Source organism: Variovorax sp. CF079 (genome assembly GCF_900101545.1).
GTDB lineage: Bacteria > Pseudomonadota > Gammaproteobacteria > Burkholderiales > Burkholderiaceae_C > Variovorax.
In genome coordinates this window covers 51,226-65,488 of the sequence record NZ_FMZU01000017.1, presented here as the reverse complement: position 1 = coordinate 65,488, position 14,263 = coordinate 51,226, and the positions used below count along the sequence as shown (strand labels likewise).

General features: G+C 68.2%; 13 protein-coding genes. 3 read left to right on the top strand and 10 right to left on the bottom strand.

Annotated elements, in window-relative coordinates; translation table 11 throughout:
- Positions 1-4 precede the first annotated feature (4 nt).
- Positions 5-1,456 carry a bifunctional 2-methylcitrate dehydratase/aconitate hydratase gene (locus BLS74_RS22230; RefSeq protein WP_093109320.1) on the top strand — a complete coding sequence of 484 codons (1,452 nt, stop codon included), beginning with the start codon at positions 5-7 and terminating at the stop codon, positions 1,454-1,456.
- Here the strand turns inward: BLS74_RS22230 and BLS74_RS22225 are convergent.
- From BLS74_RS22225 to BLS74_RS34510, 3 genes are all read right to left on the bottom strand, one after another.
- Positions 1,444-1,737 carry a hypothetical protein gene (locus tag BLS74_RS22225; RefSeq protein ID WP_093109319.1) on the bottom strand — a complete coding sequence of 98 codons (294 nt, stop codon included), beginning with the start codon at positions 1,735-1,737 and terminating at the stop codon, positions 1,444-1,446. The two genes, BLS74_RS22230 and BLS74_RS22225, sit on opposite strands and share 13 nt — an antisense overlap.
- A gap of 98 nt (positions 1,738-1,835) precedes the next feature.
- Positions 1,836-2,216 carry a nuclear transport factor 2 family protein gene (locus BLS74_RS22220; RefSeq protein ID WP_093109318.1) on the bottom strand — a complete coding sequence of 127 codons (381 nt, stop codon included), beginning with the start codon at positions 2,214-2,216 and terminating at the stop codon, positions 1,836-1,838.
- 49 nt (positions 2,217-2,265) lie between these two features.
- Complete coding sequence (locus BLS74_RS34510) at positions 2,266-2,883, bottom strand: hypothetical protein (RefSeq protein ID WP_170855683.1); 618 nt, start codon at positions 2,881-2,883, stop codon at positions 2,266-2,268.
- A gap of 55 nt (positions 2,884-2,938) precedes the next feature.
- On the opposite strand from BLS74_RS34510, the gene BLS74_RS22210 reads away from it, so the two are divergent.
- Entirely contained in the window at positions 2,939-4,192 is a 1,254-nt protein-coding gene (locus BLS74_RS22210; RefSeq protein ID WP_170855682.1) for a tetratricopeptide repeat protein, read from the top strand.
- A gap of 9 nt (positions 4,193-4,201) precedes the next feature.
- On the opposite strand, the gene BLS74_RS22205 is transcribed toward BLS74_RS22210, so the two are convergent.
- Positions 4,202-4,528, bottom strand: a complete 327-nt coding sequence (locus BLS74_RS22205; RefSeq protein WP_093109315.1) for a GYD domain-containing protein — start codon at positions 4,526-4,528, stop codon at positions 4,202-4,204.
- Between the two features lie 245 nt (positions 4,529-4,773).
- On the opposite strand from BLS74_RS22205, the gene BLS74_RS22200 reads away from it, so the two are divergent.
- Positions 4,774-6,498, top strand: coding sequence for a dipeptidase (locus tag BLS74_RS22200; protein WP_093109314.1), 1,725 nt, complete (start codon positions 4,774-4,776; stop codon positions 6,496-6,498).
- A gap of 3 nt (positions 6,499-6,501) precedes the next feature.
- On the opposite strand, the gene BLS74_RS22195 is transcribed toward BLS74_RS22200, so the two are convergent.
- From BLS74_RS22195 to BLS74_RS22170, 6 genes are all read right to left on the bottom strand, one after another.
- On the bottom strand, positions 6,502-7,227 hold the full coding sequence (locus BLS74_RS22195; protein ID WP_093109313.1) for a hypothetical protein: 726 nt from the start codon (positions 7,225-7,227) through the stop codon (positions 6,502-6,504).
- 85 nt (positions 7,228-7,312) lie between these two features.
- Complete coding sequence (locus tag BLS74_RS22190; RefSeq protein WP_139191726.1) at positions 7,313-9,811, bottom strand: chemotaxis protein CheW; 2,499 nt, start codon at positions 9,809-9,811, stop codon at positions 7,313-7,315.
- 88 nt (positions 9,812-9,899) lie between these two features.
- Positions 9,900-10,223, bottom strand: a complete 324-nt coding sequence (locus tag BLS74_RS22185) for a chaperone modulator CbpM (RefSeq protein WP_093109311.1) — start codon at positions 10,221-10,223, stop codon at positions 9,900-9,902.
- A gap of 5 nt (positions 10,224-10,228) precedes the next feature.
- On the bottom strand, positions 10,229-11,200 hold the full coding sequence (locus tag BLS74_RS22180; protein WP_093109310.1) for a DnaJ C-terminal domain-containing protein: 972 nt from the start codon (positions 11,198-11,200) through the stop codon (positions 10,229-10,231).
- A 26-nt stretch (positions 11,201-11,226) separates the two neighbouring features.
- On the bottom strand, positions 11,227-11,841 hold the full coding sequence (locus BLS74_RS22175; RefSeq protein ID WP_093109309.1) for a histidine phosphatase family protein: 615 nt from the start codon (positions 11,839-11,841) through the stop codon (positions 11,227-11,229).
- Positions 11,842-11,851: 10 nt separating this feature from the next.
- Positions 11,852-14,236, bottom strand: coding sequence for a penicillin acylase family protein (locus BLS74_RS22170; protein WP_093109308.1), 2,385 nt, complete (start codon positions 14,234-14,236; stop codon positions 11,852-11,854).
- Between the last annotated feature and the right edge of the window lie 27 nt (positions 14,237-14,263).

The following is a 14,263-nucleotide window of genomic DNA, read 5'->3' as shown; positions in this document are numbered from 1 at the left end:
AACCATGTCCGCCCCCATCAGCAACATCCGCCCCGAACCCGACCGCGTGCTCGTCGACATCGTCGACTACGTGCTCGACTACGAAATCACCAGCGCGCTGGCTTACCAGACCGCGCGCAACTGCCTGATCGACACGCTGGGCTGCGGCCTCGAGGCGCTCGAGTACCCGGCCTGCACCAAGCTGCTCGGCCCCGTCGTGTCCGGCACGGTGGTGCCACACGGCGCCCGGGTGCCGGGCACGCAGCATCAGCTCGATCCGGTGCAGGCGGCCTTCAACATCGGCGCCATGATCCGCTGGCTCGACTTCAACGACACCTGGCTCGCGGCTGAATGGGGCCATCCGAGTGACAACCTGGGCGGCATCCTCGCCACGGCCGACTGGCTCAGCCGCAACGCGGTGGCCGCCGGCAAGAAGCCCTTGACGATGAAGGACGTGCTCACCGCCATGATCAAGGCGCACGAGATCCAGGGCTGCATCGCGCTGGAGAACAGCTTCAACCAGGTCGGGCTCGACCACGTGGTGCTGGTCAAGGTGGCCTCGACCGCGGTGGTGGCGCAGATGCTCGGCCTTTCGCGCGACGAGATCGTCAATGCGGTGTCGCTGGCCTGGGTCGACGGCCAGTCGCTGCGCACCTACCGCCACGCGCCCAACACCGGCAGCCGCAAGAGCTGGGCCGCCGGCGACGCCACCAGCCGCGCGGTGCGCCTGGCGCTGATCGCGAAGACCGGCGAGATGGGCTACCCGAGCGTGCTGACGGCCAAGGGCTGGGGCTTCTACGACGTGCTGTTCAAGGGCCAGCCCTTCAAGTTCCAGCGGCCCTACGGCTCTTACGTGATGGAGCACGTGCTGTTCAAGATCAGCTTTCCGGCCGAGTTCCACAGCCAGACGGCGGTAGAGGCCGCGATGACGCTGCATGCGCAGCTGAAGAAGGCCGGCAGGACGGTGGAGGAGATCGAGCGCCTGACGATCCGCACGCACGAGGCCTGCATCCGCATCATCGACAAGAAGGGACCGCTCGACAACCCGGCCGATCGCGATCACTGCATCCAGTACATGGTGGCGGTGCCGCTGATCTTCGGCCGGCTCACTGCCGGCGACTACGAAGACGCGGTGGCGGCCGATCCGCGCATCGATGCGCTGCGCGACAGGATCGCCTGCGTGGAGGACCCGCAGTTCACCCGCGACTACCACGACCCCGAGAAGCGCAGCATCGCGAACGCGCTCACGATCGAGTTCAAGGACGGCAAGACGCTGGAGGAAGTGGTGGTCGAGTACCCGATCGGCCACAAGCGCCGCCGCGCGGACGGCATCCCGTTGCTGGAAGCCAAGTTCCGTACCAACCTCGCGCGGCGCTTCCCGAAGAAGCAGCAGGACGCGATCTTCGCCGTCTCGCTGGACCAGCAGGCGCTCGAAGCGCTGCCGGTGCACGAGTACGTCGATCTCTACGTGATGTGAACGCGCTGGAGGAACAGGAATCCCGCCAGCGAGGCGGTGCCCACCGCGAACGCCAGCAGGCCGAGGCGCGTTCGCAACCCCGTGGTCTTCCGGCCGGGCTGCCTGTCAGCAAGCAGCGGTGCCCTGTTCGATATCGGCCAGCCGTTCAGGCGCGGCCCCTTGCTCCATTCCATCGCGGAGAAGCCGGTGGGCGCGAGGCCTCGCAGCGCGCTGGCGCAGCCGTCGCAGAACATCGCGCTGTTGGGGTTGGAGGTTCTGCAGACGTCGCAGACCACGGACATGGGGGAACTCCTTGAATTGAACCAAGGTTCCCCACTTTCCATAGAGACTGCCGCATGTCTGTCGGCAGCTTCCTACGCGCTGCGCAGGAACTTGGGCATTAGTGTTTCGACTTGACGGGCACGCGCTGCGCCGGGTCGTAGAAGAAGGTCTCCTCGGCGATGCGTTCGCCCTCCCAGCGCTGGTAGGCGAGTTCCTCCATGTGCGTGGCCGTGCCGTCCTTCCACTCGAAGTGGAAGATCCAGCGGATGACGACGCGGTCGCCGTTCACGAACACCGGGCGCACGCAGGTCGAGGAGATCGACGAGGCCTTGGCCAGCATGGCGCGTTCGCGTGCCACGGCCGCGTCGCGGCCGACGCGCGGCGCTTCCTGGTTCTCCTGCAACGAGGCATTCGGGGCGTAGAACTCCTCGACGGCTTCGGCATGTGCGTTCTCTTCGACGCGGGCGATGAAGCGTTCCAGTGTTTCGGCGCTGGGCATGTGTTTCTTCCTTTTCTGTGGCGGGTTCGATAGGACCTTCCGGCGGAGATCACCAACTCACGCGCGAACCTGCATCTGTTGCGCAGTATGACGAGATCACATTGCCCGCGGTGTCGATGATCTGACCGGCCACTGTGCCTGTGTAGCTGTTGCCATCTGCTGACAGGGTACGAACTACCTTTGCCTTTTGCGTGCCGGCGAGCGTGCCGTCGGGATTGAAGCGCATGAACACCAGTGTCAAGCTGTAGTTGTCGCCGGCCTCGCGCTTCCATGTTCCGAACGCAGAGCCCTGAGAGGTAGGAGGGCGGGAATTGTCGAACGACGCCGTGGCTGCGCTATTGAACACGGCCAATCCCTTGAAGCCGGCAAGCACTGCGCCGGTGTTGCAGTCCTTGCCGGTGGCCGTTGACTCCCACACTCCGACGATGGGGTCCGGTGCGCTGTTCGGACTGCGTTCACCGGCAGCGAAGGCGTTTCCGAAACCGCCTTCCCCACCGCCGCAGGCTGCAGCATTGGGAGCTGCGGGCTGGTGGATCCGGAGTCGCCCGCCGGCCGGGCAATCAACGGCCACCCTTGCTGTACTGCCCTTCAAGCCACTGGCGACAGAAAGCCGGGACGAGCTGCTTGAAGTCGGAATGGCAGACAGTTTGATCGCCAGGCTATCCACGGTACCCGGGCTGGTTGTGCGCTCGACCGGCTCGGTGCAGCGCTACGCCGGTCCCATGCAAGACCCGGTGCGTGCCGCAAGGGAACTCGAAGTGACTTGGATCGTCGATGGATCGCTGCAGCGACGCGGCGATCTGGTGCGTGCCACGGCCCGCCTGCTGCATGCCGCCGATGGTGTCGCCGCCTGGAGCGGCGGGTTCGACGAGAAGTTCACGAGCGTATTCGACGTGCAGGATCAGATCTCGAATCTGGTGACGCAGGCATTGCTGCCCGTGCTGCGCGTGGGGCTGGGTACCCCTGCGCGGCTTGCGGACATCGGTGGCACGCGCGACATGGACGCCTACCAGCTCTGTCTGGCCGCGCGATGGCGGGCGCAGGGAGGCCGGGCCGATGAAGTCGACAAGGGCGTGGCGTTGCTCAATCAGGCGCTCAGCGTCGATCCTGCATATGCGATGGCGTGGGTGGAACTGGCCCAGGTCCATCGGCGCAAGCTGTGGAATTCCGATGGTTTGGCTGCCGAGGTGTTCGAGCCGGCGAACGCTGCCTTGAAGCATGCGCTCGCGCTGGTCCCCAATCTGGCGGAGGCTCACGCGGGTCACGGCTTCAGCCGCTTCTGGTTCGACTTCGACTGGGTGGGCGCCGAGCATGCATTTCGTCGCGGGTTGACCATCAACCCGAACACGGCCACTGCGCACTGGGGCCTGGCACTGCTGCTCCTGAGCCAAGGCCGCCTCGCCGACGGGTTTGTCCATTTGCGGACAGCGCGATCACTCGACCCGATGTCCCCGGTCTACAACACCGTGGAAGCAAGCCTTTTGCTGGCAAACGGTCAACGAGAAGAAGCCCGAATTCGGCTGAACCGCTCGCTCGATATTTCTCCGGATCTCTGGCTTACCCATCTCGCAGCGGGCTTGATGCACATGTCCGATGCGCGACCGGAACAAGGCATTGCCTCGATCCGGCGCGCGGTGGCGCTGTCCGATGCCACCACCCGGTCCTGGTCGGTGCTGGGCGTGCGATTGGCGCGCCTTGGAGAAACCGAAGAGGCTCGATCGATCCTGAACCAGCTCTTGACCGCATCGAAGTCGCGCTACGTCACCCCGACTTCAATTGCATCGTTGCATGCGGCGCTGGGTGAAGTCGGGTCGGCTCTCACTGCACTGGAACAGGGGTTGGTGCTGCGAGACACTCGAATGGTGTTTCTGAAAGGCGATGCCCACTGGACGGGCCTGCGCTCGGAGCCACGCTTTGTGACGCTCATGCAAGCCCTCAAGCTGGATCGCTACGGACCTGGTCTGTCGCCGATCTGACATCGACAACTACGCGCCGGGCGGCCGGTAGCCGACCGCCTGCGCACGGCCGAGGGCGTCCAGGGTCTCCTCGACGGTGAGCAGCGGCGTCGTCTCGACTTTCGACAGCGCGCCGCCTGCACCTAGGGCAATCGCGACTGCGGCCATCGAGACGTTGTCAGGCGCCTCCCAGAGGTTATAGCCGTCGTAGGTGCCGAACGCGTACCAGAAGCCGTGCAGCTTCCCGCCGACCGACTCGATGTACTTGCGTGCAGCTTCGCGACGGTCTTCGGGTTTCTTCGTCAATCGAGCCCAGGTTTCCGGCGTGTAGCTGAAGCGCGTCAGATAGAAAGCCATGGCCACAACCCTCCTTCCAGCGTTCCGTGCCGCTCGCGATGCGCGAGCATGGAAAGTCTAGTCCCGTCGACTGGGTGACGGATAGACATTTCATTCATGTGAACCCGAATATTCGGAGTCCGGCCGGGCGCCGACAACCACCATCCTGCGCAAAGCCTTCTGCATGGAGATGTTGACCACGTGGGCGGACTGCGCTTTGTAGACTCGCCGCTCCCAAGCGAATTTCCCCTCCCCGGGAGTCACCCATGAAGCATCTCTCCTTGTCCATCCTGTCCCTGGGCCTGGCCCTCGCGCTCGGCCTGCCGGCGCAAGCAGACACTCTCAAGAAACCCGAGCTCGACCAGTTGGCCGCAGCCCAGCAGGCCAAGTCGTCGCCGAGCTTCCGCGCCTTCCTCGCGCAGGCCGCCAAGACCCAGCCGAAGCTCAAGGCCAGCGTCGCGGCCTACGAGAAGAAGGCGCCGCTGGCCGGCGACGACCTGGTCAACATCGCCCGCCTGCTCGGTCTCTACAACCGCCTGCACAACCAGAAGGCCGTGATCGCGAGCATGGAGACCATGGTGGCGATTCCCACCGTGCGCATCGACCGCGTGCCGCCGCACGAGAACAAGGCGATCATCGAGTTCGGCCAGCTGGTCGAGAAGATGGCGGGTGACTTCGGCCTGCAATACCGCAACGTCGACAACCGGATCTTCGAGGTCAAGCTGCCGGGCCGCGGCAAGGAGGAGTTCGGCATCCTCACCCATGCCGACGTGGTGCCCGCGGTGCTCGCGGAATGGGTGCTGGACGACGGCACCCGGCTCGACCCCTTCAAGCTCACGCGCGTGGGCGACTACCTCTACGGCCGCGGCACCATCGACGACAAGGGCTCGATCGCGGCCGTGCTCTATGCAATGAAAACGGTGAAGGAGAGCGGCCTGCCGCTGGACCGCACGATCCGCCTCATGATCGAGACCACCGAGGAAACCGGCGGCGACGCCATGAAGTACTACCGCGAGAAAACGTCGCTGCCCGAGTACAACATCGTGCTCGACAGCAAGTACCCGGCGGTGGTGGCGGAGAAGGGATCGGGCGCCCTCAAGGTGTTCTTTCCGGTCGAAGCATCGGACGGCAAGCGCACCGCCATCACCGCGATGGCCGGCGCAGCGGCCGCCAACGCGGTGCCGCAGAACGCCACCGCCACGCTCAAGGCTGGCGATCTCGCGCGGGCCGCGTCGCAGTTGGAAGGCGCGAAGGCCGCCTTCATCCAGAAGTACGAAGGCCAGGGCGGCAAGTTCGGCATCGACATCGCGAAAAGTGCCGACAGCATCGAGATCAAGGTCGTCGGCGTCTCGGCCCATGGCTCGCGGCCGGAGGAGGGCGTCAATCCCCTCCCGCGCCTTGCGCTCTTCCTGCAGGAGTCCGGCGTGGCGCTGGACGACAACCACCATGCGAAGGCCGTCAAGTACCTGAACGCGCTCTACGGCACCGACTATCTCGGCGAGAAGATGGGCGTGGGCTACAAGGACGATTTCATGGGACCGCTCACCATGTCGCCCAACCTGATCCGCGAGAAGGACGGCAAGCTCGAAGTCACGGCCAACGTGCGCATGCCGCGCGGCAACACGCCCGAGAAGCTGACTCAGGCCGTCACGGCCAGGGTCAAGGGCTGGGCAGCCGAGAGCCAGGCCAAGGTCGAGATCGACTACCAGCAGGGCGACTGGATGGCGCGCGACCCCAAGGGCGCGTGGCTGTCCACGCTGCTCAACATCTTCGGCGACACCACCGGCCTCGAAGCCAAGCCGGTGCCCACGGCCGGCAGCACCACCGCCAAGCTGATGCCCAACGCGATCAACTTCGGCCCGGCCATGCCGGGCAAGAAGTACACCGCGCACAACGCCAAGGAGTTCAAGGAAGTCGCCGACCTCGATGCCGACATGCAGATGTTCACCGAGATGCTGGTGCGCATCGGCAACCTGGGGCAGATGCAGTAGGGCTCAGAAGCTCGGGTTGCGCCGTGCGATGTCGCGCCGCGTCTGCTCTCGCACCGCATTGCAATGCGGGTGGTGGTTGAACGGACTCTTGGCGCATTGCGCCGCCTCGCAACGGGCCGCGGCGATGAAGTTGAGGTGCGCGCAGCCGGGCCGCGGATCGGCAGCGCCGTTGCCGCCGTTGCCGTCGTTGCGGGCCACGATCTTTCGGGGCGGAACCGTCCGCTCGACCGGGACGGTGGGCTGGTAGGAGGCGATGGGGCGTTCCGGCTCCGAGCGCACGGGGCCCGGCTCCACGATCGTCTCGGCCGGGCCGAGCGTTTCCACGGTCCGCACCGGCACGGACGGCACCATGGGCACGCGATCGAGCGGCGCCGCCGGAGGCGCCGATGCGCGCACCGGTGCCGCGCGCGCCGCTGGAGCGGCCGCTACGGCAGCGGGCGCGGGTGCCGGCGGCTTGCGCGTCACATAGGCCACCCAGCTGCCGAAGCAGGCGGTGATCACGATCGACAACACCGCAAAGCGGATCCAGAAGGCGCGCGTCTCGATCGGCAGCATGCCGGGCGTCGGGCCCGGGGCCTGCGCCGGTGCGGGCGCCGTCCGCACCGGCTTCATGCCTTCGAGCGCGGACGGCCCGGTGGCGGCAAAGCCGGGCAGCTTGGCCGCGCAGCCGCGGCAGAACATGGCATTGGCGCGGTTCTCGGTCTTGCAGGCGGCGCAGACCACGGACATGGGGAACTCCTTCGAAGCCGGAATGCTACGGTTAACAGGCCCTAGGAGTCTGCACGACCGTCGGCCGCTGTCTGCCAGCCGCCTCCTACTTCGAAATCAGCTTGTCGACCGAGATGATGGTCAGCATGCGCTGATCCGAGGGGTTGCCCCCGCGCACGACCGCGGTCGCGAGCGGATCATGCGCCGCCAGCGCGGCTGGCAGATCCTGCAGGGCCGATCGCTGCGCGTCGAACACCGTGCCGACTTCGTCGACCCGCAGCGCGAATCGCTGGCCCGAATCCGTCTTGCACACCACGAGCAGGCGGTCGGCGCCCGAAGCCGTCGAGGGCAGGCCGCGCCGCCGTTGCAGATCGACCACGGCAAGCGCCTGGCCATCGTGTATCGCGATGCCTGTCGTGCCGGCGGCAACGCCGCTCACCGATGCGACCTGCGGCACCACCACGGCCTCGATCACCTGTGAGGCCGGAAGCCCCAGCCATTGGTCGCCGACGAGCGCGCTGGCGATGGCGACGCGGTCCGTGCCGGGGAGCGAACCCGCCGGCGGATCGAAGGGTTCCAACGCTGTCGCGCCATCCTGGGCCGCACGTTCGCAGAGGGCAATGAGGATCACGCAAGCCACGTCGTCCGGTCCGCAGGTGCCCCCACTCTCGTATTCGCGGTAGCCGCAGGACATGGTGATGCCAGCGGCATACAGCATGCCATCGATCTCGAGCACCGTGCCGCTGGAGGCGCCGCGCGCAAGTTGCGCGAGGCGGTCCGCGAAGGGGGCCGTGGTGCCGGTTTTCCAGGCTCCGCCGGTGCTGGCCACCACGGCTCCGCCGCGTGCGACGAAGAGGCCCAGTGCCTGCGGCATCGGCCGGCCTTCGGCGTCCACCGGCAGGGCGTCGCGCAGCATGGCCTGCATCTGCGGCTCGCTGTCGAACACGATGGCGACGCAGCCGGCGTTGCCGCCGGCGCCCTGCACCGGCGCCGCGAACACGTAGGTGTGCCGGTCGCCGTAGAGCGGCGAGGCGGCGAAGCTCGAGCGCACGAAGGCCTGTTCGTCGCGCAAGGCCAGCGCGGCCGGAAGCCACGCGGCCACGAGCGGCGCAGTGGCGGGCGTGCCGTTGGAGGCCGCCAGCACACGCCCTTGCGGGTCAAGCAGCAGCAACTGGGAATAGACCGTGTACAAGCCGTTGATGCGGCCCAGCACCGCCGTCGCTTCGCTGCAGGCCCGCGCGTCGCGCTCGCGGGCGGCGCGCTGCAAGCTGCTGTCCAGGGCCCACCAGCGGCAGTCGTTGGCCCGCTCGTAGAAGCTGCGGTCCATGATGTCGATGCCGAGCGCCGAGCAGGCGCGCACCTCTTCGAGCACCGAGGCCACGGCCGACTGCTGCAGGTCGCCGATCGCGTGCTCGAACACCGCGCTGATGCGCTGGCCGGTGCGCGTCACGCGCTCCAGCAGCGCGCCGGCGAAGTGCGCATTGGGGGCATGGCCGTCCTGCCCGTGGCGGATTCGCACCTGGCCGTTCCACACCAGGCGTTCGAGCCCGCGCTGGATGCTCTTGGCGTGCGCCGGAATGGCCTGCAGCTCCTCGCCGAACAGGCGGCTGGCCGCCACGACGCGGCTCGACAGCGCCGCATCGCTCGTGCTGCCTGCGATGTCGGCGCGAAAGGCCAGATCCACGGGCACCAGGACGCAGCCATCCCAGCCGGGGCCCCGATAACCCTGGTAGCCCGCTGCCGGCGTTTGCGCCGCCAGGTAATCGCGGCCCCCGAAGCGCAGGCCATGGCCCAGCGCATTGGCACGGGGAAGGACGGCGCCGACCGGGACCTGTTGCGCGTCGGAGCTGGCGATCACCGTGCGGCCAGCGTCCAGCAGAAGCACGACCGAAGCGTCGTCGCGCGAGGCCAGCGCGGCGAAGATCGCGCGCATCTCGTCGTCGAAGCGGAACGACAGGCACAGGGCGCCGATCACGGCGCCGGCATCGCTCTCCCGTACCGGCGCACCGTAGAGCAGGCCGCGCCGGCCGCCGAGCAGTTCGAAGCGTCCGAACGATTCGACGAAGGGGGCGCCCGAGTGCAGCACGGCCTGCATGAGCTCGCCGTCGGCAGCCGCAGCGGCAACGCTCTCGTCCAGGCGAGCGAGCACCGCGCCATCCGTGCCTAGAAGGATCACGTCGTCATAGACGCTGTACTTGGTCGCGTAGGCGCGCAGCCGTTGGCGCACCTGGGCGCCTCCGGCGATGGCATCGCGCAGCGCCGAGTCGGTTGCGAGGAAGCCGATGTCGGCCGTGCGCTCATAGAGGTTGCGCACCAGGATGTCGATGCCGGTCTGGGCCTTGGCGCGCGCGGTGCGCAGCGCGTCCTGCAGCAGCCTGCGCGCCAGCGAATCGAGCAGCACGCCGGTGAGTTCGTGGAAGCGGGCGCCGGTGGATGCGATGTCGGTGCCGCTGTCGCTCATCTGCCCGAGCAGCGCCAGCTGGTCCCAGATGTCCGCAAGGCGCTGCAGGGACTCGCGATGGTCGTTCACCAGCTCCATGCGCGACACCAGTGGCGCCACGGCAGCGTCGAAGCGCACTCCTTTGACAACGGATGTCTTTTGCATGGTGTGATGTTTCGAACCGCGCGGCAACGCGGGCGAATGGTATGTGAAATAACGATTTTGCGGCGACATGCGCCGCCCTGCAAAACGCTCAGGCTTCGCGTTCGAGTCCCCGGGCGCGCAGCACCGCCTTCAGCCGGCGCACCTCGTGCTCCAGGTCGAGGATCAGCGCCGCGGCGTCGAGCCCGACACCGAAGTCGCGCTCGAGCCGGCGCGCGGCCAGCGCGCATTGCAGGTCGGCGCTGTGGAAGCACCAGTCCTCCGGGCGCTCGGCCGGCGTGCGCACCTCGACGATGCCGACCTCGACCAGTTGAACGACCCACTCGATCTCGGCGCCGCAGGCATGCGCCAGTTCGTGCGCGGGGAGCGGGTGCGAGCTGCTCAGTATCGTGGCAGTGAAGGAATGGGTAGCCATGTTCGTCACACTCCGAGATGGCGGCGCGGGTCGAAGGGCGCGGCCTGCGCCAGTTGCTCGTAAGCCTTGCGCGCGGCCTCGGTGTCGGCCGGCGGCAGCGCGATCTCCAGCAGCAGGTAGAGGTGGCCCGGCGGCTTGCCCGGCAGGCCGCGTTCCTTGAGCCGCAGCTTGAGGCCGTTGCGCGCGCCGCGCGGCACGGTCACCTCGACCACGCCGCCGGCGGGCGTCGGCACTTTCACCTGGGCGCCGAGCGCGGCTTCGGTCGGCGTCACGGGCAGCGTCATGTAGAGGTCGCGGTCCTCGATGCGGTAGAGCTTGTGGGGCGCGATGCGCACCTCGAAGTAGAGGTCGCCGGCCGGCTCGCCGCCATGGCCCGGCATGCCCTGGCCGGCGAGCCGGATGTACTGGCCCGGATGAACGCCGGCGGGAATCTTCACGCTGAGCGTGCGCGTCTTCCATTCGGGCCGGCCCCGGGCGTCGATCTCCTGCGAGCGCAGCGTGATCTCGCGCTCGGCGCCGTGCAGCGCGTCTTCGAGCGAGATCTCGATGGCCGCGTGGTGGTCCTCGCCGCGTGCGCGGTAGTGGCGGCGCTCGGCGCTGCGCCGTTCGGCCGCACCGAAGAGCGAAGAGAAGAACTCGCTGAACTCGGCATGGTCGGCCGGGCCCTGGCCCGGGCCGCGATGGAATTCGAAACCCTCGTCCCAGCCCGGCGGCGGCTGGAAGCCCTCGCCGGGGCGGCCGCCGGCGTAGCGGCCCTGCGCGACCTGGTCGGCCAGCGCGTCGTAGGCGGCGCGCTTTTCCTTGTCGCGCAGCACGTCGTTGGCCTCGTTGATCTCGCGCATGCGCCGCTCGGTGTCGGGTTCCTTGCTGACGTCGGGGTGGTACTTGCGCGCGAGCTTGCGGTAGGCCTTGCGGACCTCGTCGTCCGACGCGCCGCGTTCGATGCCCAGTGCCTGGTAGTAGTCCTTGAATTCCATGGTGGTGAGGATGCGTGGTGCGGCCTTCAGGCCACCGCCGCTCCGCCATCCACATGTTGCAGGAGCGGCGTCACCCGCCATGTAGGACCGTTTCGCTCGAAACGCAAGGGTTGGGCATTGCCCATCACGCCGAGGTCGATGGCCACGCCGAGCAGCGCCGCCAGCACGTGCAGCGAGCCGCCATGCGCCACCACCAGCACCGGTGCCGGATGGGCCAGCGCGACTTCGAGCGCGGCCCGTTTGCGGGCGATGAACTGGGCCAGCGTCTCGCCGCCCTCGGGTTCGCAGGCCCAGTCCAGGTTGGCGGAGGAGGTGCCGATCAGCGCGCCGAAATTGCGCTCGCGCAGGCTTTCGAGCACCAGCGGCGCGATGCGCAGGCCGGCCGCGACCGTGTGGGCGGTGTCGAAGGCGCGCTTCGCATCGCTGCACACCACGCTCCTGATCGGTTCGCCGGCCAGCAGTTCGGCCGCGCGCGTGGCCTGCTGCAGGCCGAGCACGCTCAGCGGCGTGTTGACCGCCTGGAAGATCCGCCGCGCGTTGCCTTCGGTCTGCCCGTGACGCAGGAAGTAGAAGTGATCGCAGGCCGGCGCCAGCGGCACTGCGGCGGCCAGTTGCACCAGTTGATCCAGACCGTCGTTCATCGAGTTTCTTTCAATAGGCGAGTCGGAGGGGGGCGCCCACGCGCTGCGCCTCGATGTCGGCGCGGTGGAAGGGCAGCGGATGCCATTGCTTGGCGGCGAACAGCGGCAACTGGTCGTAGGCGCGCGACGATGCGGGGTCGCTGCTCTGGCCGTAGGTCAGTATGGCCTGTGCCACCGGCCCGCGCTGGTCGAAGCCCACCACCTGCATGTAGCTGCTGCCGTAGTTGATGTTGTAGCCCTTGGGATCGATCAGCGACTGGCCCTGGCTCTCCACCTTGTTGAGCACGCCCTCGAACTCGTCGCCGCCGTGGATCGCGACCTTCTGGCCGCGCACCGTGCGGGTCTGCACTTCGGCCAGCGGCACGTCGGCCGCGAAGCCGGCGGTGCGCACGATGGCGACCGCGTCGCCCAGCGCCTTGAAGACGGCCTCGCGCGTGGCCGGCGTGGCCATGTCGAGGCCGGCCGGTGTCGCGACCGGACGGGTCGGGTCGAAGGGCACGCGCCAGACCTTCGGCACGTCCTTGGCCTTGCGCCAGAACTCGCGGAACAGCGGCGCGCCCTTCGATGCGCCGTTGCTGGTGCGGTCCCAGGCGGCGAGCACGCGGCAGCCGAGCGCCTGGTCCTGCGTGAGCGCCGAGGCGCCGGCGTTGCAGGCCGCCACCAGGTCATCGGCGACCAGCATGCCGGCCAGGTTGCGGTCGCGGAAGATCACGCTCCGCAGCTCGGCCGCGCCCATCTTGTCGCCCCGCAGGCCGTCGTTGCCGGCCAGCCGGGCTTCGATTTCCATGATCCCGCTGCGCGTGCGCAGCCGCTGCGGCGTGCCGGTGAAGCCAACCAGCGGCGAGATGCCGGCGGGCGCTTCGATGTGCGGGTTGCTGAGCCAGAAGCTGTCGTTGCTGTTCTGCACCCAGTCCGGCGTCACGACGACCGGCATGCGCGCCGGAGCGGTCACGCCGGGCATCGCGGCTGCGGCGTCGCGGTTCCAGGCGCAGGCCGAGCGCGAGCCGTCGAGCACCGGCAGGCCGGCGGCGTTGAGCAGCGCGGCGGCACGGGGTGAGGGTGCGCAGGCCTTCAGCATTTCGGCCGACACGTCGGGCACTACCGAGAGATCGGCGTACATCGCATTGCCCTCGCGGTCGGCCGCGATGGTGTTGATCCACGGCATGCCCTGGTTGCCCATCGCGGCGCGCAGTTCGCCGACGTTGCGCGCCAGCGCCATCTGCATCCAGCTCTGGGCCGAGCGCACGTTCTGCGTGTTGGCGTCGCGGATCGCGTAGGCGGTGGTGGCGGTCCAGCCGAGGCCGGCGCGCGGCAGCGAGACGACCGGGCCCCATTCGGTGCCGTAGAAAGTCTTCGGCGGTGCCGGGCCGCCCACGGCGGGCAGGCTGACGTTCCTGGTCGTCATCTTCTTGCGCTGGCCGTCGACGATGTAGACCGTGGGGTCGGCCGGGTCGAGCTTGAGTTCATACAGCGTGAAGCGCTTGCCGGTGGAGACCGTGTGCGTCCAGGCCACGTCCTTGTTGAAGCCGATCGCGACCACCGGGCTCAGTCCGCCGGTGGCGCCCATCACGTCGAGCTGGCCGGGGATGGTGAGGTGCATCTCCCAGAAGCGGTTGGTGCCGGCCCACGGGAAATGCGGATTGCCCAGCACCAGGCCGCGGCCGTCGGGCGTGGCGTTGCGGCCGAAGGCCCAGCCGTTGGAGCCGAGCTCGCCGCCCTCGGGGTTCGCATTGAAGCTGTGGCGGCCGATCTCCGCGACCGCCTGCTGCAGCGCGACCGGCTCTGCGGCGTTCCGCGTTCCCGGCGCGGGCGGCGCTGCCGCGAGCACCGCGCCGGCCAGCGCGCCGATGCCGCCCTGGATCATCGACATCTCGGTGGTGCGCGACAGGTCGGCCAGCGACATCGGCCGTACCCAGGGCTTGTTGCGGCAGGCTTCGGGCAGGCCGTTCGGGCCCGCATCCTGCAGGTAGCGGTTGTAGCCGGCCACGTAGCCGCGCAGCGAGGCCTTGACGTCCTCGTTGTTGGCGGCGGCGGCACGCGCCAGCGCGGCGTCGTCCATGTGGGCGCGCACGAACAGGTCGATCTGCGTGTTCGGCAGCCGGCCCAGGCCGAGTTCGCCGGTGGCCTGCGCGCCCAGGAACTGCGCGCGCTCGCCGCGCACGGTGAGCAGATGCTCGGCGGTCTGGCACACGTTGTCCTGCGCATGCGCGTAGGCCACGCCGTAGGCGATGCCTTCGTAGTCCGGCGCAGTGATGTGCGCGATGCCGTAGGTGGTGCGTTCGATCGTCACGCTGCGCGAGCCCGGCGCAGGGTTGCTCGCGCAAGCCGCGAGCAAGGCGGCGAAGGCCAGGGCGATCGCGCTCGGTGCAAACCGGGAAGATGTCGTGTTTGTCATGGTCGAAGCCTTGCAGTGAAAACGAAG